This window comes from Bartonella sp. AP65SXKL (assembly GCF_042195725.1).
Lineage (GTDB): Bacteria > Pseudomonadota > Alphaproteobacteria > Rhizobiales > Rhizobiaceae > Bartonella.
In genome coordinates, this window is record NZ_JBHIOW010000010.1 from 42,624 (window position 1) to 65,728 (window position 23,105).

The 23,105-nt window shown below is 36.1% G+C and carries 15 protein-coding genes, 1 rRNA gene and 1 pseudogene; 11 read left to right on the forward strand and 6 right to left on the reverse strand.

The features are described from left to right. Positions 1–4: 4 nt before the first annotated feature. Together ACFIMP_RS06870 and ACFIMP_RS06875 are read right to left on the reverse strand one after the other, a co-directional pair. Complete coding sequence (locus tag ACFIMP_RS06870) at positions 5–313, reverse strand: VirB3 family type IV secretion system protein (RefSeq protein WP_212112790.1); 309 nt, start codon at positions 311–313, stop codon at positions 5–7. Beyond that, complete coding sequence (locus ACFIMP_RS06875; protein ID WP_375638526.1) at positions 314–634, reverse strand: TrbC/VirB2 family protein; 321 nt, start codon at positions 632–634, stop codon at positions 314–316. 398 nt (positions 635–1,032) lie between these two features. Here ACFIMP_RS06875 and ACFIMP_RS06880 point away from each other — a divergent pair, with 398 nt between their 5' ends. After that, on the forward strand, positions 1,033–1,758 hold the full coding sequence (locus ACFIMP_RS06880; RefSeq protein ID WP_375653200.1) for a thermonuclease family protein: 726 nt from the start codon (positions 1,033–1,035) through the stop codon (positions 1,756–1,758). 1,149 nt (positions 1,759–2,907) lie between these two features. Beyond that, a pseudogene (locus ACFIMP_RS06885) lies at positions 2,908–3,030 on the forward strand (EexN family lipoprotein); the annotation flags it as partial. A 1,039-nt stretch (positions 3,031–4,069) separates the two neighbouring features. Here ACFIMP_RS06885 and ACFIMP_RS06890 read toward each other — a convergent pair. After that, complete coding sequence (locus ACFIMP_RS06890; RefSeq protein ID WP_375686163.1) at positions 4,070–4,429, reverse strand: helix-turn-helix domain-containing protein; 360 nt, start codon at positions 4,427–4,429, stop codon at positions 4,070–4,072. A gap of 1,194 nt (positions 4,430–5,623) precedes the next feature. Here ACFIMP_RS06890 and ACFIMP_RS06895 point away from each other — a divergent pair. Continuing rightward, on the forward strand, positions 5,624–6,469 hold the full coding sequence (locus tag ACFIMP_RS06895; protein ID WP_375612197.1) for a TIGR01459 family HAD-type hydrolase: 846 nt from the start codon (positions 5,624–5,626) through the stop codon (positions 6,467–6,469). Further along, complete coding sequence (locus ACFIMP_RS06900) at positions 6,469–7,470, forward strand: bifunctional riboflavin kinase/FAD synthetase (RefSeq protein WP_375674947.1); 1,002 nt, start codon at positions 6,469–6,471, stop codon at positions 7,468–7,470. Before ACFIMP_RS06895 ends, ACFIMP_RS06900 begins: the two co-directional genes overlap by 1 nt. 2,109 nt (positions 7,471–9,579) lie before the next feature. Here the strand turns inward: ACFIMP_RS06900 and ACFIMP_RS06905 are convergent. Next, the gene (locus ACFIMP_RS06905) at positions 9,580–9,909 is read right to left on the reverse strand and encodes a protein tyrosine phosphatase family protein (RefSeq protein WP_375638602.1); all 330 of its coding nucleotides are present in this window, start codon (positions 9,907–9,909) and stop codon (positions 9,580–9,582) included. 997 nt (positions 9,910–10,906) lie between these two features. Here ACFIMP_RS06905 and parA point away from each other — a divergent pair. From parA to ACFIMP_RS06940, 7 genes are all read left to right on the forward strand, one after another. Beyond that, positions 10,907–11,536 carry a ParA family partition ATPase gene (parA, locus tag ACFIMP_RS06910; protein WP_375612200.1) on the forward strand — a complete coding sequence of 210 codons (630 nt, stop codon included), beginning with the start codon at positions 10,907–10,909 and terminating at the stop codon, positions 11,534–11,536. Continuing rightward, positions 11,533–11,763, forward strand: coding sequence for a plasmid partition protein ParG (locus ACFIMP_RS06915; RefSeq protein ID WP_273790969.1), 231 nt, complete (start codon positions 11,533–11,535; stop codon positions 11,761–11,763). Before parA ends, ACFIMP_RS06915 begins: the two co-directional genes overlap by 4 nt. 1,091 nt (positions 11,764–12,854) lie before the next feature. Beyond that, entirely contained in the window at positions 12,855–13,016 is a 162-nt protein-coding gene (locus tag ACFIMP_RS06920; RefSeq protein WP_375686164.1) for an EexN family lipoprotein, read from the forward strand. 313 nt (positions 13,017–13,329) lie between these two features. After that, positions 13,330–13,599: an EexN family lipoprotein gene (locus ACFIMP_RS06925; RefSeq protein ID WP_375686165.1), complete on the forward strand. Its 270-nt coding sequence runs from the start codon at positions 13,330–13,332 to the stop codon at positions 13,597–13,599. A 3-nt stretch (positions 13,600–13,602) separates the two neighbouring features. Continuing rightward, entirely contained in the window at positions 13,603–13,821 is a 219-nt protein-coding gene (locus ACFIMP_RS06930) for an EexN family lipoprotein (protein ID WP_375613558.1), read from the forward strand. A 3,461-nt stretch (positions 13,822–17,282) separates the two neighbouring features. Beyond that, entirely contained in the window at positions 17,283–17,504 is a 222-nt protein-coding gene (locus ACFIMP_RS06935) for a hypothetical protein (protein WP_375668478.1), read from the forward strand. Positions 17,505–17,674: 170 nt separating this feature from the next. Beyond that, positions 17,675–18,079 (forward strand): flagellar protein FlgN, encoded by a 405-nt coding sequence (locus tag ACFIMP_RS06940; RefSeq protein ID WP_273790974.1) that lies wholly within the window; start codon positions 17,675–17,677, stop codon positions 18,077–18,079. 405 nt (positions 18,080–18,484) lie between these two features. Here ACFIMP_RS06940 and rrf read toward each other — a convergent pair. Both rrf and ACFIMP_RS06950 read right to left on the reverse strand, forming a co-directional pair. Continuing rightward, positions 18,485–18,599 (reverse strand): 5S ribosomal RNA (rrf, locus tag ACFIMP_RS06945). Between the two features lie 1,351 nt (positions 18,600–19,950). Then, on the reverse strand, positions 19,951–23,088 hold the full coding sequence (locus ACFIMP_RS06950) for an autotransporter outer membrane beta-barrel domain-containing protein (RefSeq protein ID WP_375686166.1): 3,138 nt from the start codon (positions 23,086–23,088) through the stop codon (positions 19,951–19,953). Positions 23,089–23,105 lie beyond the last annotated feature (17 nt).

Here is a 23,105-nt window from a genome sequence, read left to right on the forward strand (position 1 = left end):
TCCTTCAGCTTAGTTCCTTATACGTGCGGATAAGGCGTAAAGGGGAGGTAGAACCTCCTCCCCATCTGTTGAGGTTTTTTTGTTTTCCTCGGGTATTGAGCCATGCAAATAATACGCGAAATTGATTGTGATCGTACTTTGTCACTTCTCGCAAAATAAAGTGCATCCCAATACCAAGACCAAACATGGTAAAATCACTGGTCAAAATGAAAAGAATGGATGTCGCCATGACATTGAGCGCCATCGCTTCCATTGTAACACCAGCAAACATGGCCGGGCGCGTACAGGCAAGGAAAAGAGTATCTTCGTTCATTTATGTTGTGCCCGCTAATTTGCCGACGAGAGTGGGGGCACCAAAAACAATAGCAATCCCCAGAACACAGTAAGCTGCTTTGCGTAAATCAATAAAGCCGTACATCCAACCAATCCCCACAGCAGCAACACATATAATAGCAATAAGCCTTGCCGTTGGACCCGTCATCATTGTGACAATGTTGTCTAAAACACCATCAAGCTTCCCGAAACCACCTCCATTAGTAGAAGAAGCAGCATAAGAAGGATCTGATACAAGCAATGCTGTAAAAAGCAGCATGGTCACGATAAAAATGATGTTTTGGAATCTATTATCTGTCATTTTACCTCTCTTTAACAAATAATATTTGTTTATATGTCGACATTCCATCGCCTCTAACAAACTGGAGAGTGTTGTCATTTGATGACAGTTTAATTCTTCTCATTTGTTTGTTTTAAAAGCCTTGATCGTGGATCTGTTCACTCTCAAGCTCTTCTTCGTAAAGAGACAGAAGTCTTTTCAAATTGAGATTGTGTTATATGAAAATGGCAATTTTAAGTTGTGTATATTGGTAAAAATAACAATATTAAAATAATGAAAGAAAGAATATCATTCTTTACAAAATGTAGTTAATCTGCAACACTTATATTTGGATTTTTTCTTTAAAAACAAGGGGATTGCTGATCAATAATCTGACATGATAGGAAAAAAACGAATTTTTTGAGCGAGCGTGTTAAGAGATGCTATTTAAATTGATTGTTATTATTTACATTATGGGGGCTACAGTGTGGGGATTAAGCCAATATAAAGATAAAATGGATTTCAGCATTCTTAAAACATTTGAGATGCAAGATATCCAAGGTATTGTCGATCTCTATCGAGAAGAAAAAAAGTTAGGTAAATCTATCACCAAACAGCAATTAGAAAAAAATGAAACAGCTCTCGATGTGCAGAAGAGTGTTTCATTAAATGATGTTGCAAATAATGCTGTTGTTTTTCATGGTAAGGCTTCTGTTACAAGTGGGGTTACATTTAAATTACTGACGCCTGCTGCACAATCTTGGCGCTCACATATCTCCCGTGATATTCATCTTTATGGTGTGGATACATGTGCACCCCGTCAAAAAGCAAGATTAAATGATCAAGAATGGCCCTGTGGTGCGGTTACAACGGCTTGGCTTGTCACCAAAACACTTGGGCAGGATTTATCCTGTAAACAGGCTTTGATGCACAATGGTGTTTATTATGCGCAATGTTTTGTTCAAGGGGTTGATTTAGCTGAGGAAGGTCTTAAAGAAGGTATGTTGGTACTCTCAAAAGAGGAGAAAAATCCTATTCCAGCCCAGTATCATCATGCGGAAGAAAAAGCACGTGGCAATAAGATTGGTCTTTGGTCGAGTGATTTCACTGAACCTTTAAAATGGCGGCGAGATAATGGATCCTATAACCCCTTTGCTAGTCTATGATTGGTTTTAACGAACATATTTACTTAAATTTTTATAGAGAAAACTTTATCAATAAAATTGTACCAAATCGTAGAGCAAATTTGAATAAACGGTGAGATTATTTTCGTTTAGGAAGTAAATGGATGGTACTTCCCTTTTCAAGGGAGGGTTGCTTTCAAAATCGCTTCTCTATTTTTACTTATGTGTTTTATAAAAGCAGGAAAATGTCATTGTTGGTGGCAAAGCATTTTTGAGTATTTGTGTTTGAAGGAGAAAGTGAGGCGATAAAAAACGCTCAAGAAACGGATTTCTAGAGCGGTGTTGATAAAAGTAAAAAATAAACAGACCCCAAAATGGTGTAACGTTTGATATAACGGATAAAATCTTTCACAATGCCTTAAAAGAATTCATAGCAAAAGTTTTTTCATCAGAATTTTTGTCTTCAGGATTGGATCACGTTTTTTACTTCTTTAAAAGTGATCAATCTGTTGCATTCCTTGAAAAGCTTTCATAATTATCTGCTTTTAAATTCAGACTTCCAAATGATGGATGGATTTCAAATAGACTCTACACGAAGAAATCTTCGTAAAATGATTTGCATTGCTGATTGTTTTCTATATATCACAAAACGTTTCTATTTAGGCCTCGATGGAGGAACAATAATCAACATACAAATAGGTAAAAAGAGTTCATACTTTTTTGTTATGGCTTTGTGGTTTAATGATCGTGAGACTTAAGTATTATAATGCTCATAGGCTTTTTATAGGGCTAGGGGCGATGCCTATTGCAATGTAACTATTTGAAATCAGTTGAACAAAAGCATTAATGCGCCTTCTGATTTCATCGTTTGTATTCAGTTTGGGCTCTTTCCCTTCTTATTGTATTTTATGACAAACTCATACGATGGCTATTGTGAGCTCTTCTTGCGTTACTTTACTCAGAGTGTTCACTTTGAAAGCAAGCAAGTGATAGTGAGGCTGTATTCTCATACAGTGTGAAAATTCAACCCTCATTTGGGGGGATGATATTAACAGATAAGGTATTTAAAGAGGAGTAAAATGAAAAAAATTATTTATTATGCATGACTCTATTATTCGTCGTGGGGTGTGAAAAACCTATAGCGTAGAAGATTTAAAAAAAGATGCAAAATTAAGAGAAGAATGGGGAACGAAGTGTTCTCTTTCAGGACAAGCTGTTAAGGAATCTAAAAATTGTCAAAATGTCTTACAAGCAGATACTGAAATGTTTTTCTCGCCAAAGCTTGATGCTCTAGACCGTGGTCATGTATTTTAATAAATACATATTACTCAACAGTAAAGTGTGATATAAAAATTCTAAAATAAAGAAGTTACGGCTTAACGAATGCTCGCTTCTTCAATTGTTATAGCGGAATTTTTTTATCATTTTTCATCTTTCAGATGAGCTCCCCAAATCATATTCGCAATCCTATTGTTTGTTTCAACTTTATCAGATTGAGGATTATAATCATGAGAGAACTGGATAGCATTGTCTTATAGAAATATCTCTCAAGGTATCCAAGCCTATTTTGCGACGCTGTTCGTAAAGGGTATAAGGGTAAATCCATTGAGCCCCCCATCTTTACGCTTCATAACGGAGTAAGCCTTGCACCATCACACAGTTTGTCAGCTTGTGGGTGTTGCTTACAGCTCTTGGTAATTGAGACGGTTCGTTTGAGGCATTTTTAATTCTTACTTAATAGTTTTTATCCATACGCCTCTTCCCACTTGTAACCTGCAAGAGATATAGTTTTGGTTGATTCAACATGGAACAAGTCTGAAATGAAAGAATCTTACGATATTCTGGATTCTCATTCAACATGTAAAATAATAAATTGTCTTTATAAATCAATGTTTTGCCTTATGATAGAGTTGGTGTAGCATTGAGATTTTAGAGGGAAAATATGCCTTTAAGACTCTATAACAGATACTAAGTCTTTAATAGCAGGTATATTAAATGTACATCATTTAAAATAAATAGAGCGTCCATAGCGAAAAGGGGGCCACTCTTTAAATACAGATAAATACTTATTCTGTTGTGCTGTAAAACGCTATTGTTTGCGGGTGTGGTGATATAAGACATAAAACTTTATACATGGGGTGTTTTGATAAGAGAGTGTGATGAATATTCAAGGGAGGGCTTGTTTATATAATTTTGTGAAAGGAACCATATGAAATGGGAAGCTGAGAAGGAGCTATTTTTGAAAAGGCGGATCGTTTATCAATCGGTTTGAGGAGGGGGGCATCCTTTTGGGGTGTGGGGAGAAAGACAAGAATAGGGTGTGTAGCACTTTATAGCTATGCTTTAAAGCGTTTTAATTTTGATCACAAATTAAGTTTAAAATCGCTTTCTGCTTGACAGATGTGAGGACTCTAAAACTTTTTAAAAGCAAATATTCCTCTTTGCTCGAGGCGATTTCATCATAATGGTACGGGGCGTTGTCTTTTTTGATGATATCAGTGTAAAAAAAGGCAAGTGGAACATTCAAAATATCGGAAATTTCCTTTAAACGTTCTGCGCTCACGCGATTTAAGCCTTTTTCATACTTTTGGATTTGTTGAAAAGTGACACCTAAATGATGCCCTAATGTTTTTTGAGACATTTTTAGCACTTTTCGCCTAAAGCGAATTTTTTTGCCTACAAAAAGATCAATATTAAGATTTTGAGCTTGCATTTTCCCCCTCCAGGTGCGAGCGCCCTCGCATTGGTATTCCGGGAGCTTGAAAACACTGAACCCTAGTCAGCATTTTGCTTTTAGTGCTTGGAGCACCTGGACATAGCAAAATCTCCCGGAATTCCGGGATACCCACATAGTGGGTTTATTTTTACGCTAGGGTTTCGGGTTTTCAAGACCCCTTTTGATCGTTGCGTATGCGATCAAAACATTTTTCGATTCATAAAGTAATTTTAGGAGATTGGCAATAAAAATAGTTTTTCTTGAGACGGATAGATTTTTTAAAATAGGAGGTTGTTTGCCTTTCAAAGTTTTAAGGTTTGCTTACTCAACTCATGACATCAGATATGCATTTTACGAAGGTAAACCTTGGTTTTTAAGCTCAAGTCACCGCTTACGGTGCTGTCCTTAACCAATAATCAAAATGACTTGTTTTGATGCGTCTGAGATATCATGATGATAGGGGAAAGCTTTTATGAGTAAAGAGCCCTCATGCAAAATAAACTCAAAACATTATAGATCTTATTGTTGTATATTCACATGTTTGTTTTAGAAGATATTTCTCAATGTTAGCGCCTATTTTACAATGGTGCTTCGTAAAGTATATAGCGTAAAAGCCTCTATGAATGGGATAAAAGCTATATTGCTATCTTTACTGAAAAAAAGATGCTCGGACGGCACATACTCTCTGCCAGTTCAAAATATTACGACAGTTTTTGCCTTTGAAAGGGAGCCTAAGAGCTATTTTTTCTTTCTTCACGTGTTTTTATCTGTACGCTCTCTGCTTATAATATGTAAGCGAATAGGTTTTGATTGATTCAATATAAACAAATTTGAAATGAGAAAATATATTGGGCTTTCTCATGATGCATGTTTTTAAGAGGGGGATACGTTTATTTTCTCAGTGAAGAATTTGAGTATTTTAGATAAAAAACTCTATCAACGTCGTTGTTGTTAGAATTAAAATTTTTATGAGAAAAATAGCATTGGGGAATGATAAGCTTTTGCTATCAAGCATTTTAGAATTTTGCACAACTTAATGATAACTTAGTTATTTTATCATTTCTTATGATCTCTATAGACGATAAAAAGTTGGGATATGGTTTGAGAAAGCAGATGACACAAGTATTATCTTTCGGTAAGTAGTTTTGAAGTAAAAGACAGCTTTAAATGACAAATAGAGATAGGTGCTCCATGAATGAACTTACCCATATTGAGACTATTATAGCGCATTATGATGCTGTTTTTTGTGATGTGTGGGGTGTTGTGCATAACGGTGTACATGCATTTGAACCAGCGTTGAAGGCGTTGTATAAAATCCGACAAATGGGAAAAACTGTCATTTTATTAACTAATTCTCCTCGGCTACGGGAAGATGTTGCTGCTCAATTACAAAGCATGAATGTTCATAGCGACTATTATGATGCCATTATCACTTCAGGGGATGTAACGCGCGATCTCATTCAGACTGCTCCACGTAAAGTTTTTTTCATTGGTTCACAACGTGATTTGGTGCTGTTTGAAGGGTTAGAGTGTGAATTTGTTGAAGAATGGGAGGCTTCTGTTGTCGTCTGTAGCGGTTTTCTTGAAGATTTTGACGAAGAACCCTCTGCTTATGAGGAGATGTTTCGTCGCATGCGGTCGCGGAATTTACCTTTTATTTGTGCGAACCCAGATGTGATTGTCCATTATGGAAATAAAGAATTTTGGTGCGCTGGTGCATTGGCTCGTCTTTATCAACAATTAGGGGGGGAAGTGCGCATTGCTGGAAAACCTCACGCGCCTATTTATGAATGTGCCTTTGAAAAACTTCAAAAAATACGGGGAACAGTAGAAAAAAGTCAAGTTTTAGCTATTGGTGATGGTCTTTTAACGGATATTAAGGGGGCGGCTCACTTTGGTCTTGATGCCCTTTATATTATGGGGGGGATTCATCATTATGATTATACGCAAAAGGGTGTGGTTGATAAGCAAGCTTTGCATTCTTTTCTTGAACATCATGGTTATAAACCACAAGCAATCATGTGGGCACTTCAGTAATGACTAATTTTTTGCGTCTTCAGGGAATTCATATGTTTCCCTCGGCTTGGCGGGGAGCAGTGTTGGCACTTGGAAATTTTGATGGTGTTCATTGTGGGCATCAGGTGGTGTTGCAAAAAGCACTTGATTTCGCGCGTATAAAAAAGAAACCAGCTGTTGTTTTAACTTTTGAACCCCATCCAAGAAGTTTTTTTCAACATTCAGCTCCTGTCTATCGTTTGACAGAGGCAGCTGAAAAAGCTGAAATTTTTAAAACCCTTGGTTTTGACGGCGTGATTGAACAGCCCTTTGATGCACAGTTTGCCGCTCTTTCAGCGGACGAATTTATTAAGTCGTTTTTAAAGGAAGTTTTTGATGTTTCAGTTGTGGTGACAGGCGAAAATTTTCAATTTGGTCATCAGAAAAGTGGAAATGTACATCTTCTTTGCCAAAGAGGAGAGAAATATGGATTTGAGGTTGTGCAAGTTCCTTGCGTTGCTCGTCCTCAAGAGTCACAATCTTTGATCATTTCCTCGAGTTTTATTCGGCAACTTCTCTCACAAGGGGAAGTGGACAAAGCAGCCCATTTGTTAGGGTATCACTATCGGATACGCTCCAATATTATTCAAGGTGAAAAACTTGGACGTCTTTTGGGATTTCCTACCGCTAATCAAATGTTGCCTCCCCAAGTTCGTTTGGCTCATGGTGTTTATGCGGTACGTTTGCGTCGTGCGAACGGTGTTTTGTATGATGGTGTTGCAAGCTTTGGTTGTCGTCCAACGGTTGTTAAGGATGGGGCGCCCCTTTTGGAAACCTATTTGTTTGACTTTAACGACGACCTTTATGGGGAAAGCTGTATCGTTTCTTTTTTCCAGTTTTTGCGAGGACAAGAAAAATTTGATGGGCTTGAACCTTTGATTGCGCAAATGCATCGTGATGAAAAAAAAGCAAAAGAAATTTTAAAGACAGTACAACCATTATCAACGTTGGATAGGCTGCTTACTTTTAAAAATATGTCCTAAACTGATCTGAAAAAGAGAGAAGAGCTGTAAAAATAGCACTTAAAGTGATTATAATCACAAAGATATATTCCAAAACATCGTGGAATATATGTTTTTTCCGTTGTTGAGAGGGAGAATCGAATATCTGAAGATCTGATTTTGGCATCATTTTTTTCAAAGTTAACGTTATGGTTTTTGTTGTCATTCAAAACTTTACTGCTTGTTTCTTTCTGATCCGTTAAAACTCGTCATAAAAGATGCAGTAAAGAATAAGCAACCAGCCTATTTAGCAATAATAGACGTGAAGAAGGAGAAAGGCTGTTTTTAAAATTTCTTGCGATTTTAAGCTTATAGTTTGATAAAATTTAATTGATGACTTTTTTTATTTTAAAAGGTTATTGTTTCTTTTTTCTAATTTGGCTTATTATGTCATTTATGCTGTATCATCGTTTATGATGAGAGTTGGTTCGTGTAACCTTACGCATGTGATATTTTGTATTATGTAATGAATATTTTTAAAAAAGTTTTGTTTGTCGAGTCTTGTGAAGAAGATTAGTGGTCAGCAGCAGTTTTCGTGCTGACCAATCACGTAAACGAGAATGAAGCTGCTGGAAAATGCTTTAAGTTTCGTTTCTCTTGTATATTGTGATGGGGAATGCATATTAAGGAGACTGCGATTGATTGTAGATAAAAGAAATCATTGCGAGAAAGCAGGTGTATTGTTTCAAAATTTCTAATGCTTTTGATGGATAAAGGCACAATTTTGTTGTCGTAACACGTCAATCTTTCAGATTTTCAAGTTAAAAACTATCCATATATTTCCTTTGTCTTTCACAAATGTAACGCCCATAATGAAAAGGAAAGACAGTCTTGTAAGGATATGAAAATACAAAGCCAATAATGTTTTGTTGTTTTTTGATAGAAATATTGGATAAAAGTTAGAACATCTTTCCAATCTATGTTCGGTCTATTCGTGACTGTATCGTATTGTTTTTCTTATAAAACTTTTTCTTTAGTGTTCCTCAACGCGAGCAGTATGTTTGAGACAAAGATTAAAACGCTTTAGTGCTCTCTCTGCTGTTACAGCTTTTGTATACCAGATGGGGAGAGTCTATTGCTATATTCATTTGGATAATCTCTGAAACCGGTTTACAGCCTTATTGGGGAAAAATATGAAGTTATAAAGGGGAAAATCAGTCCAGATGACAGTCTTTTTTAAATTAGGCTTTGCTACTTTCAAAAGGGTTCAGAGCAATATCTCTTAAATCATGAAAATAACAGCTTCAGGCTTTTGTTGTTCTTTGAATAGGATATCACGCCCTACAGGTAAAATAAAATGCTGGAATATCCTTGTTTTGCTAATTTATGCACTTCTTTTAAAGAAATATCTCTCAACGCTTCTCATATTCATTTTCATGATGGCTCTCATGAATGGTATCTTGAAAGCTCCGTTGAGCGCTATCATCTTTATGCCTAATAAAAGAGCAATCCGACACCATCCGTTATATTGACAAGCCTTTAGTGTTGTACAGTCTTGGCTATTTGAGAGCGTTTATGAGAGTTTGTTCTTAACTCGTTTTATTTCACACGAATATTTCTTGCTTGTGACATGCAAGAAACACGCTTTTGATTGATTCACTATAAATAGACTTGAGAGAATCTTACGGTATTAGGATTTATCACTCAACGTGCAAAATAATTAATTGTTATAAATCAATATGTCGCAGTTAATCATAGATTATGGCTTACGGCTTTTTTATAAAATACTCTGCATGCCGTTTATTCGGAATATGGGTTTTCTTAGTGGTTTTACTGTCGTTTTAGGTGTCTGTGGCGTACGAATGAGCTCGTATTGGTAAAGGAAGAGAAAAAGAAGGTGGAGCAGTGATAAAAGGTGAGGTGAAAATAATTTTCTTCGATCATCATATGAATTTTCACGCATTTTTATGGCTTCGGGTGTGTATGCTTGTTGTATATTGAGGAGCAAAGCTTGCTTGTAGAGTTTTATGAAGTGGCAAGCCAAAGGAAAGGCGCAAAACAAAGATTATTGACAGATTGTTTTTTACAAATCGATGCGTATTTAAGAATTTTCGTCTTTTAAGGTGCGTAGGAAATGTGCGAACCCTCTGTTTAAAGACGCGCTAAACGATAAAGATGCAGCGAGCGTGATCCGTGATGACAATAGGCAAGAAGAGGCAGAGAGGCTGTTTTTAAAATTGTTTGCATGGCTTCAACAGCTGACTTTTCTATAGTTGGAGGAGAAATGGGAATGTGATAGGCTTTTATGCCATATTCATTTGCGACCGTTTTAATGCTAGAAAAGTCAGGTTGATGGAGCTCTTCGTGATCGGGGCGGTTACAGATAATTGTTTTAAAACCAGCTTGTGCCAATGTTTTGATATTTTCTATGCTAAGTTGGGTGCTGATAAAAATATCAGGTTCAATTTGTTGTAAATTCATTTTTGTTTATTCCCAATTGCACGATCTTCACGATACCCTCTGGTCTGGTATATAGAAAGAACATAATGAAGGTAAGTTTTTCAGTGGCATCTTAACAAAAATATTCTTTTTGTCGAGAAGATCTATTTGGGAAAAATGAGCTGTAAGATGCAAAATATCTCACTCCGCAACATGTTCGTTATGCGATCTTATAAAAGACGGATGTTTGGTCTTTATGGATAATCTATAGTGTTTACTCAGCATAGACATTTCATTGTGTTGTTTGTTTACGCGCTTGCTAGAGGTACCCTTATTTCTCTTAAGCCCATTTTACTCTGTCGAGCGTCAAAGAGTATAAAATTCATGGATCACCACCCTTTTTACGCTTATGAAGAAGGAAGTCGGTACCATTGTTATATTTGCCAACCCCCAATATTGTAATAGTTCTTGGTACTGGAGATTCTGCATAAGAAGCATTTTAAATCCTTTCTTGTACAGTTTTTGCCCACACGCCAATCCCGCTTTTAACGTACAAGAGATATGATTTTGATTAATTTAATATAAGAGGCATGAAATGAGAGAATCTTCCTGATTTCAGCTCTCTCATTCAACGCGTAAAACAATGAATTCTCCTTATAGTTTGTTGTATATTCAGAGTGGAGCTTGTTTGTAGAGTTGTATTAAGTGGATAGCATGAAGGGAGAAGCCCAAAAGGCCGGCGCAAAATAAGAAGCTGGATCATTTACAGCGCATTGTTTACAGATCGACATGGATTTAAGAATCTTCGTTTTAGGGAGGGGGAAGAAGAGCATGCCTCTTTTAAATTTATTTTGTTCTTTTCAAGAATATCATCTTCATAATGTTTTTGCTCATGCTAAAAGAATATTATAAAAAATTGCGGGCTATTGTTATTTATCCTAAAAATAGGAGAAATGGTTATTTTGCACGTATTGGATGCTTGTTTCTTTTATTACTTTCTGTATAATCGTAAAAACGATAATGCTGAAAGGCGTAATAAATGATTATTGGACTTTTGAATCAAAAGGGAGGTGTCGGAAAAACGACGTTGAGTGTTAATCTTGCGGCCAGTTTTGCCCGTACCGGTCTACGGGTATTGCTTATTGATGTTGATCCACAGGGAAGCGCATTGGATTGGGCTGCTGCGCGTGAAGATGCACCTTTGTTTTCGGTTATTGGTTTACCGCGTGCAACGGTTCACAAAGAGATTACACAGATTGGTCATGGTTATGATCATATTATTATCGATGGTCCTCCGCGTGTAACTGATCTTGCTCGTAGTGCTCTTATGGCTTCGGATTTGGTGCTTATACCTGTTTTGCCTAGTCCCTATGATATTTGGGCAGCGGATGGAATTGTAAAGCTGATTGACGAAGCACGTGTTTATAAAGAAAATCTCAAATCTGCTTTTGTTATTAATCGTAAAATAGTCAATACAGCGATAGGGCGTGATGTGAACGAAGCTCTTGGTATATACCCTGTGCATGTTCTTTCTTCTAGCGTTGCGCAGCGCGTGATTTTTGCAGAAGCAGCAGCACAGGGGAAGGCGGTTTATGAAGTTGATAAGCAAGGACCAGCAGCAGCAGAGATTGAAGCGGTTGCAGCCGAAATCAAGGAGTTAGCGCGATGAATAAAAAAATTAAAATCGGCACAAAACCAACGAATAAATCAATTCCTTTAACAGCGGATGCATGGGTAGGAAGCCACAAAGGGAGCATGAGTGGAGGTATGAAGCGCCTCACGATTGATATACCAGAAAGTTTGCATCGGTTGATTAAGGTCAGTTGTGCAAGTCGTGGAACTAAAATAGCTGATGAGGTCCGCGAATTGCTTTCACAAAAATACGGAAAAGTGTAAAAAATGATACGATAATTTCGTTGGTTTGAGTGCTTTTTCTAGAGATGATATCGATTGTTTTTATACGAAGTTAATAATAAAAGTGCTCTTCTTTTTTCACGATGGTTGCTTCATTCAAGTTGTTTCTCATAAGGTTCTGTATCATCGCATGAAAGAGCTATGAGTTTGCGAAAAATTCTCCGTTTCAAACTTTTCCCTATAAATGTGATAATCATCATACTACTTGTGATCTTATCCGCTAGATGAGTAGATAAGTTTATTTTCCATAAAATTATCTTGATAATGATTTTAAACATCAGGTTATTTTTTTGTTTATTGTACTTAATACATGCGTAAATAATGTAATTAAGAGTAGCGTTGATTATTTTTTTCTGTTATGCAGCAATCCGTTTTATTAAATTATATTCATGTTTATAAGGGGGGGGGGATAAAAATAAGTAAAATTTACTGATATTGACGCGCTATAAGTTTTCCTAATAAACAAAAGAAGTCATTGAGCATATTATAGACAATATTTCTTACATTTATATGATTTTATAGTCTTAAATAGTTAATGCCAGTTGTAATGATACGCAAGGCAATAGGCTTTTTTCTTCAATTGGAATGTATAAGATCGCTTTTTTAGCATTTCTATTGGCTTTTAAAAAGTACAGGGGGGACTTAAAGCTTTCTTTCTTTTCCGGTGGTTTAGAAATGATAAGAGCGCAATCTGTTGATTAAAAGGTGTATTTTTTCGTTTGCAGGGAATTTGCAATGGATATAGGCATGACGAATTTTGGGTAAGATATCGTGCTGCTTCTCGTTACCAAGAGGTTCTTGAAGGAAAAGAAATGATTAAAAAGCTTTTTGAGAATGTCAAGATATCAGAATTTTTGCTGAAGTTTTAACACTTCAAATACAAAGAGCTGCCGTGCAGATAATGTTACAAATACAAGTCTGATAAATGAAAGGCAGTTTTCATGATTTAACATGTTTGCGTTGGAAGTGTACGTATTTGCAAAGGAAAATTAGACGCAAGGTCACAATATAGGAGGGGATGTGAACCCAAAGATATTGTTAATAAAATATAAAACAAAGAGAGGGGTTAAATCATGAACAAGATCATTATAACAGCGCTACTGCTTTGCGTGGGACTTGTCGTTTCTGGTTGTGAAAAAACTTATAGCGTAGCAGAATTTAAGAAAGATAAAAAATTGATGCAAGAATGGGGAAAGAAATGCGATAAAATGGGCCCCTCTGCTTTTGCAACCTAAGAATTGTCAAAATGTCATGCAAGCCGATATGGAACTTTTTCAAGAGCATTATAGAAATCTTGCAAAGGAACTTCGTGAAAGTAGCAAAAAGGGGAATGAAACTGAAAAATAGCAGGACAATAATTAAATCATAAAAATATATTGATAGCGGTATTTTTCTTTGTACGCGATTTATCATCATAGATTGGGAAAAATCGCGCACAGAAGTGGATTTTAAAATTTTTGAAAATGCACAATGAACCGAATGTACAATTTTAATCGGGTGCTAAATTGTGTCCTAAACTTTGTAAATTTGAAAAAGGGGAATTTATTGATGAATAAAGCCATTATTATAGCATTGCTGCTTTGTACTGGACTTGTCGTTGCTGGTTGTGAAAAAACTTATAGCGTAGCGGAATTTAAGAAGGATCCCAAATTACTCGAGCAATGGGCAATGAAATGCATGATATCAGAGGATTTAGATTCTCAAAATTGTAAAAACGCAGATAAAGCGTATCGTGAAGTTCATGCCCGAGATTGGCCTGGTTCAAGCTTTGTACATGATGACGAGAAAAAAACTGAAGAGAAAAAGGAAGGAAATTAAATCATGAATAAAGTTATTATTACAGCATTGCTGCTTTGTACTGGACTTGTCGTTGCTGGTTGCGAAAAAAACTACAGCGTAGCGGAATTTAAGAAAGATAAAACATTACTCGAAGAGTGGGCAAAAAAATGTGAAAAGCTGGATCAATCTTCTATGGAGAAATCTAAAAATTGCCAACATGCCAGACAAGCATATATGGAACTTATGTTTGGCATTAATTAAAAACATACAGCTCAATAAATAAGGAATTGTTTAGTTATTGATTCTATTACGTTTTTTAGGCTCTCTCTAACTTTTAGAGAGTCTTTTTATGGCTTCAAGAATTAGTCGTTTACGATCAGTACTCTTTGTGTAAACGTATGCTATACTGTCATTTGTTCAGCTCAAAAGTGCTTTCAATTGTAGATAGTATTGCCTCCCAATGAGTTGTTACGTGTTACTGCTAATTTTTTAATGTTTTGGTTACATGTATTTAAAATATGAGATTAAATCTATCTTTGGGGTGTTTTTTTGCGTTTATCACAAATAAATGTTTCATCACACTAAGATCGTCTTTAAGTGTTGCGGCTAATTTCGGAAAAATTAGGAGGAAACATTTGTTTGGAAATTACGTTCTCTGTTTTAATAAAGAGAAAAACATTCTGAATAGAATTATTATCGTTTCATACTCAAATGTTTTTCTCAAACTATTTTTAAAAAATTTCTTTTGATTTGAGAATATTATAACATTAGTTAAGTTGTGAGACAGTTTTGCTAGGACGGTTTTGCTGGATGTGTGAGGAATTGAGCGCTCTCCACATCTTTTCATTTTTCTCCTCTCTTTTCTGAGTTTGCAAGGTTTTTCCTTGTTATTTTTTTATCTTACTTGTGTCGTGATATTATCATGTTGAGCGGTGGAGCGCATATAAAACTTTACGTATGAGGTGTTTTTTGTTCTCGAGTGTGTGATGAATGTTTTTCTGAATAACACTTTGATTTATAAAAATAATTTAATTATTTTATGTTGAATAAGGATCTCGAATAACGTAAGCTTCTCTTATTCCAAATCTGTTCTCGGTTGAATTAATTAAAACCATCTTCTTGCATGGTACAAGCGGGGAGAGCCGTGTGGATAAAAACTGTTGAAGAAAGACGTAAAAATGCCTCTTATGAATTATCTCAAGTGCTAAAGTTTTGTTGGCAACATTTGGGGCTGAAAAAGTGTGTGATGCTGCTGGTTTATTCTTTCATAAGGGTAAAGATGGTGTTCAATAGATTTATCATAAGCTTCATGAAATATTATTCTTTAGAATTGTGATATGCCCTGAAGGGGAAATTTACTCAATAAAGAGACAAATTATTTACAGATCATATCTGATAGAAAATTTTGTTTTTTAAGGTGGGAGTGAAGTTAAGATTCAAGATAGCGTGAAAAGACGGACACTGATGGTTAAAAATGCATACAAAAAGCAGAGTTTATACTCAAATAGTTGCAAGCGATGTTTGAAATTGGGTGTGTGGTTTATCTGTAGAATTAAAATTCTGCTTTGCTCTTATGTGAAATTAAGATGCTCATTTGCACAGATTATAAAAAGCCAAAAGAGTATGCTTAGTATATTTCTATTACGAGAACTAAAATAACAACAAAAGTATTGATGGTGATAATCAAGGTTGAATAAAGCATAGCGGCTTTTACGAGATCAGCCATAAAAACCTCTTTCTGTTCTTTTTGAGGTGATTTTATGAATAACAATATGTTACAATCTGTAATATATGCTGATACAACATATTCGGCAAGCTTAAAATCGTTCCTTTTTTTATAAAAGCTTAAGGAGTTGGAGTATTGTGAATCCTAAAAAAGAAAGCTTTAAAAGGACTATTGATTGATTTTGTAAGTTTTGTGTTGCTGGAAACTTTTTTATCCTGTTATGCTATAAAGCACTGTCATTTATAACGGTAATATAAGACATATAAGTTTTCTTGGAACGTTTAAGTATTTTTTAGTGTACAGTGAATATTCGTAGGTTTATTTGTTGAGCCTTTCGTTTAAGTGAATCAGATGAGGGGAAAGTCAGGAGAAGATCGTTTGACAAAAATTCGAACTGCGTACAGAGCCGATTGAGTTAAGATCTTGGTCCTTTAAGGTGAGCGGCGGAAGACAAAAATGTTTTCTGATCGTTTATCTCATAGAAAGATTGGTTAATGCTGCTCTAATGGGGCATGTTTTGCACAAAAGTAAAGAACGCTCCAAAAGAAATATACTTATGTTGTATATTAGTATATTTGTATTGCATATTTATGTACTTGTTTTAAAGAAATATCTCTTAACGCACACGAAAGACATTTTACGATGACATTCGTAAATGGTATAACGGTAAATGTGAATAGTATAACAGTAAAGCTCTCATGAAATAATATAAACTTTGAATAATATAAAAATCTATAAAATGCTATCATCTTTATACTTATGAAAGAGCAAGTCACAATCATCGTACGCTTGCTTCCAATGTTTATTATAGTTCTTGGCATTTGCTAAGGTTCATAAGAAGTCTTTTTCTTTCAGCGTATTTTATCAACACATCAGGGCGTTGTTTGTGATGTGCAAGCAAGTGATTTTAATTTATTCAACATGGAATAGATTTGAAATGTGATGATTATGAAAGAGAAGAGCTGCATTTAAAAGGTTGAAAACGAGAGAAAGATCGTAAACAAAAATTGTACCTTGATTATAAAATGATTGTTTCTCTGTTTTTATACCAGTAGCACATGTAAAGTCGCGATATTAAGAGCAAACTGTGTTATGGAATGAAATAATCTGTAAGAAGATGCTGTGAAAATTCTGAAAATATCAATGGGGGGAGCGTTAAGCATTATGCATTGGATAATATTTTGATTTATAGATGATAATCTATCGTTATTCAACTTGAATTAGATTCCTTAATACTGGAAATTTTTTCATTCCAAATCTGTTTCGTGGTGAATTAACCAAAACAACGTCTTTTGCAGTTACAAGCAGGGAGCTCCCATGCGCAGAGAAATTGTACAAGAAAGGCCATGCTTTATGAACCGTCTCAAGTGCCAAGGGTATCAGAACATAAGGGGTTAGAAAAATATGTGATGGTGCTGGCTTGCTTCTTTTATTAAGCGTAAAGATGGAAAGTGCTCAATGGATTTTATACATGTCATGGAAGATTTATCATTATACCATTGATGGGCCGCGGTGCGAAATAGGCTTGGGTGCACTTAAGAGATATTTCTTTAAAACAAGCGCGTAAATATGCGATTGAAGACGTATCGAACTGATTGGCTAAGAAACTCTTGAAAAGGTTCAAAAAATCTTATATAGTCGTTCATTGCAAAGAAAAGCGAATGATAATTTAAAAAAGGAAGATTGATGGCTGTTTAGCTATTTGAAGATGTCTTTTTTTATATTGCTGTATGGCTGATCTGTTCAAAAGAACATTCTTTTTGTGTTTTATGCGAAATACTGCATGTGTGCAGAAAGAGCATGGGAGAGGGGGTGTCCTTTTGAATGGGTGCAAACTGATCTTGTTGGGCGCCATCTTATGGGGTGCTGGAAGGTATACAAGTTTAAGTGCAGAGAGAGCCATAAGGTTATGGAGGGTAAAGTGCTTCTATCAGTAAAATGCTGAAATTTTTAATGGGCTTACGTCTTTATATGCTGCAAGATAGGCTGCGGTTTTTTGTCGGCAGATATTTTTGTGGCTGAAGTTCTCGTGAAAGCATTGTTATTTTCTGTTGAAGATGAGCTCGTGATAAAATCGGCAAAGATAAAATCGGCAAGGCGAAATAGACAGAGCAAATATGGAAGTTTCGATATTGCTGGAAGGTTTAAGTCTATAGCGTTTTTATGGATTAGTATAGCCGCAATGATGGTTTTGGAGCAAAGCAAGAAAAATATTTGAGAGAACGCGTTGAAAGTTGAAGTGGTATACGCTTTGAAGGATTGTCGTGCTGTTGTTTGAGCAATGTTTGCACCACGAGCTTGGTTGAGTGTATCAGCATTGAAGAGAACCTGTTTAGTCTCCCTCATTTGAAAGTAAGATTGAACAATAGTGTTGAAGGGGAAGTAAAAATGTCTGTAGTGCAATATGGTGATGATAGTTTTGCGGCAAAAGCAAAAGTTCTTGATAACAACCTTATTGATCGTGATTGGGCGATGACAAAATTTGTTGCTGCTGTTAAAGGATTAGCTCAAGTTGTTGATTATGAAAGCAATATGCTAGAGAGCAGTGGTGTTCCAGATTACGAAGAAATAAATTTGCGTAAAATACGTGGTTTGCGTGATCTTAATAAATCCATGAGTGATGTGAAGCGCTATATGAATCAAGATATTGAGCATGAGGTTGAAAGTTTGTTGTCTGATTTACAAGAAAAATTACAGCGTAATAGTGAATTACTTCAAACACATTTAAATGCAGTTAATGATCTTTCTAGAGCTATACAGCTATCTGGACGTGCAAAAGAAATAGAGGAATAAATTCAAATCTGATTAATACGGGCTGTTCTAAGTAATGACAATAATTAGGTAGGGCAGTTGATTTGGATAAATAGTGCGTTTAGTGAGTAGACTTGTTTTAAGTGCATTTGGATATTTAAATTATTATCCTGATGTACTGTAAAACGCTGTTCTTAAAACAGTGTCTTTTAAGGTGTCGTGATGTGAACCGCATGCTGTGGGAAGCTGGCTGGAAGAGGACTAAGAGAAGGCGGATTATTTACAGAGCATTGTTTGCAGACTGAGTTAATAGGGAGCTTCATTTTTTAGTTTAGGGAAGGCGATTAAGAGGATATTTAGACCAGCCTGTGATGCCTTAAAAACAGCTTCCTTGGGGGTGTGGTAATGTAAGGTTTATACATTGAGTCTTTTGCTTGCATTTAGCAGATCTGGCGGCGACTTACTCTTCCTTGCCTTAAGGCAAAGTACTATCAGCGCTGGAGTGTTTCACGGCCGAGTTCGGAATGGGATCTGGTGCGTTCACTCCGCCATAACCACCAAGTCAGCAAAAAGCATGAATGATGAAGAGTATGTGATGAATATTGCCTATAAGCTTCATGGAATATTGTCCTTTAAAGTGTGGTGATATGACGCGGTTCGTTGTTTAAATCTATATGCTTGAGATAAAAATTAAAGCGGTTTATTATTTCCTTCTGCTGTTTTTAGTTTTTGTATGTCAGATTGGAGAGAGCATCCAGATCTGAGTGGATATAGTGCGTATATCTTTGTTGGCGTAATATTTGAAATGGGGAGGCAATCTCATTGGGAAAGAATAAAGAGGTAGAAATCAGCTTCCCTCTGTTCCGCCGTTCTTTAATTTAGCTTTATGTCTTTCAAAAGTATCTAAAGCACTATCTGTTAAATAATGAAGATTCCGCATTGTTTCACGCTTTTTTTATTGTGTTTTTTACTGCGGGCATGTCCTTCATGCACGACAAAATACTCAAAATAGAATGGATTTGTTATTCCTAATTCACGGCCTTGTTTTAAAGAGATATCTAAGCTCTCAAGTCTATTTTGTGATGGTGTTTGTGGGGCGGCGCAACGACATCTTTGATGCAACGGTGTTTGTGAATGGTATAATAAGAAAGTTCCCATGGAAATAATATAAAATCTATAGGGCGCGACCATCTTTATGCTTAATAAAAGAGCAAGTTGATATTGTTATATTTTTCAACACTGTCATATTCTTTGTTTGATCCCAATGTTGCTACAGCCCTTGGCACTTGAGATAGTTCATTAGAGGCATTTTTAATCCTTTCTTAATAGTTTTTTATCCCTATGGCTCTTCCCCCTTGTCACTTGTAAGAGATATGGTTTTTGTTGATTCAACATGGAACAGGTCTAAAATGAAAGAATCTGACGATATTCTGGATTCTCATTTAACATGGAAAACAATTAATTGTCTTTATAAATCAATATCTTGTCTTATAATGGAGCTGCTGTAGCATTGAGATTTTAGAGGAAAAACTTGCCTTTAAGAATTTATACCAGATACTAGTCTTTATAGCAGGTATATTAAATGTACATCATCTAAAATAAATGGAGCGTCCACAGCGAAGAAGGGGCTGACTTTTTTTAAATCGGCATAAATGCTTATTCTGTTGTGCTGTAAAAACATCATCGCTTGAGGTGTGGTGATAATATAAGACATAAAATTTTATGCATGGGGTATTTTAATGAGAGAATGTTATGGTATTTAGTTTTTTATTCAATATGCAAAAGAAATATTATAAGTCAAAATCTTCTTTGATGTGATAATGATTTTTGAGAATTAAAAAAATATATAAATTTAAATAAAAAAGCAGCACTTTGTGCTGCCTTTTTTATTTAAGTTAAAATTAACTTCTGCTTTAGAAACGATAACGTATTCCGCCAGACAAATTGGTGCCAGATACACCGGCTTTTTGTAGTTTTTGCCGATAGCTGATATCGGCGTTTAGTACGATATTTTGAGAAAGATATGCATTCACCCCCATGCCTCCCTCAACTGAAGAGCCGGTAGGATCAACATGAAAGGTATCAGCAATTTTTATTGTTTTACCATCGCCAAAAGTTCTGATAACATTCATTTTACCATAGAAGGAAACAGCCTTGTTTTCTTCAACAGCCATTATCGTTTTTGTTAAACGTCCACCAAAACGGATCAACCATTGATGTGGATTGCCCATGTCTACTTTTAAGCCATTGGTATCTGAGAAAATATCAAACATGAGATTTTGATAAATGAATTGAGCTTGTGGTTCAAAGACAAGCCCTTTTGTATCGGTTGCTAATTTCTGACCAATGGTTGCAGATATATTAAGCATCTCGGTACCATCCAATTTTGCGGCATTCCCAACAAGAGCTGTGGTAATATTTCCTTTTAAGGTTCCGTAAGAAAGAAGAGCGTTGACATATATACCATTGCTATGCTGGATGCCGCTATAAGCGGTAAGTGACCATTTATCAAGCGTTGTCTTTTCAGAATCTTGCATCTCTTTTGGCGTAAAGGCAAGCTTTCCGTACGTTCCTAAAAGACCAAAATGTGCGCTTATGTCTTTGCTTTCTAAGGCGGCTAATATGCCCCCTAATTGTAAGGCAGTATAATTTACATCAGCACCATAACCATAGTGCAGTGGATCGCGGTTGGAAGATAGGGTGACCTTCTCGCCGTAGGAAGAGAAAAAGATACCATTCTTTTTATTGTCTTTTGCCCCAAATACTGTTGTTTGCATATTGTCTAACAACGTGTTTTGATTGTTTACATCAGTAAATCCAGCAGAAAATAAAGCATTAGATATGGTTAAATAGTTTGCTACCTGTGGTAAAAGGGCTCGAACTTTTTTGTCTTTATCAATGTAGGCATTCTGTAAGCGGAAATCCCAGAAATCACTATTCTTCTTGCCAAAAAGATTTTGGCTCTCATGAGATGTTCCAGGCTTATAGCCTGTGAGTACATATTTATAAGGTTGTTTCCCTATTGTCATATAGTTTCCTGCTAACGTGAAGGAATTTTCGTTTGCTTGTCCGGAAACTTGAATGATTGAAATCCCATGTGTCCCTAAAGGAAGTGAAGCCATCGTCTCTTCCCAAACAGCAGAGCTATCGGTTTGGAGATTGATGTGAACAACAGTACTTCCTGAGACATCACCATTAATCACAATGCGATCAGTTTGTTGTTCCGTGATAGGAGAATGTTTATCCCATTGAGTGTTTACATAAATCTCTGCAAGACCCGCTGTACTATAAATCGCTGCTGTGTGAGTTGTTTCGTCTTCTTGCGAAAGATTAGGTCCTATAAACAGAGTTTGATAATGTTCCTCAATGGGCTTGTCAAACATAATGGCACTGTTTGTAAGGTGCAATTCAGAAAGATTAGAGTATGATTTTTCATCAACACCAAACTGTCTATAGTCATTTAAAATATTATCATTATTTGTGGCATTTTTATTCGCCTTTACAAGCCATTTCGTCCTCTCTTTTAGATCAAAAACTGTTCTATTATCTTTAGAAGTTCTTACCCGACCTTCTAAAGAAGAGTGGTCTGCAACTAATGTAATGGTGTTTGTGGAGGCACTTTCGTTCTTGATATTTTTTAATAAAATATCGGCATGAACTTCTGAATTTTTAAGGTTGGCTTCCCCGTTTACGCCTGTTCCATAAAGGTTGATACCGCTACCATGTTCAACGAAAAGCTTTGTATTCTCTAGGGTTACTTTATCTTTATTAGGAATAGCTTGTTCTTGAACGACATTGTTATTCCTTTCAGCATTGCGTGTATATCGTTTTCTAGGGGTATAGTATTGATTATTGCGGAAAATAATACCGTCTGCTTCATAATTTCCCGTGACGTGTACGCTTGAATCCTTAAGTTTGATTGTGCCCCTCATGTTTAGCAAACCAGCTGTTTCTGCTGTTGCAGTAATACCTGTAGCATCAATTTCTCCACCATCTGATACGCTTAGTGCAACAAAACGTGCATCAACTGTTCCTCCTATCATGTTGACTTTTGAATTATTTCCATCTGCATGTACAGCAAAACCATTGTCTTGAATTTTTTTGTTATGTAGCGTTATGGTCTTACCGTTTGTAGCCTCAACTCCAGAGCTTATATCCTCAATTTGTGTAGACTTTTCAGGTTGTTTTGTTGGTGATATTGGTTTTTCAAGCTCTGATTTTGCAGATATTTTTTGTGCAGATGAAGATTGCACTGGCGCTGGTTTTGCAGAGCTTGGTGGTACCAGTAATGCTGGGTTTTCAGTTTCTACTCTTAAAGATATTGGCTGTGCGAGTTCTGGTTCATTAGATGTTGGTATTTGCTCTGTTGTTGGTTTTGTAGGTTCCGTTCTTGTAGGTTCAGACTTTGTAAGTGCTGGTTGTAAATTCGGTGAAGGTTGTGTAGGTTCTGGCTGTGAAGACACAGCAGAATTCGATAGTGTTTTTTCGCTGGAAGAGTCTGCAGAAGAGGAGGGCGCCCCTGAACGTCTTCTAGATTTTGCTTCCATTCCTGTTGTTGAAGATTGTATAATAGGAGTGTTTTGTGTTGTAGGGTTAGATTGTACACCTTCTGTAACTTTAGTCTTTGGTGTTTGTGTACTTCCTTGACTAAGATCAGAGTTTTGTTTTGAAGAAGAAATTATATTTCCAGCTGAATTTCCTTCAAGTTGTGTTTTGGGAGGTAGAGTGCTTGTAGAAGTAGGCGTTGTAAGTTTACTTCCTGTAGAAATAGGGCTTGCGCTCGTTCTTGTGGAGCTAGGTGCTGTAGGGGGAAGGAGGCCATTAGGGGTTGAAGATGGATATGATGGCATAACTTGCCCGATTCCATCATATAGATCTTTATACGGATCAAAAACTCCGGATAGATTTATTTGTGACTTGACATGAGCAGGTTGTAGAGAAGAAGAATCTATCGTTGTTGATGGATTTGTACTATGAATAGCATAAGACATACTGGTGGAAGAACAAAACAGAACTCCGGAAACTGTGTATAGTAAGAAGCTTTTTTTCATATGGATGTATTCCTAAA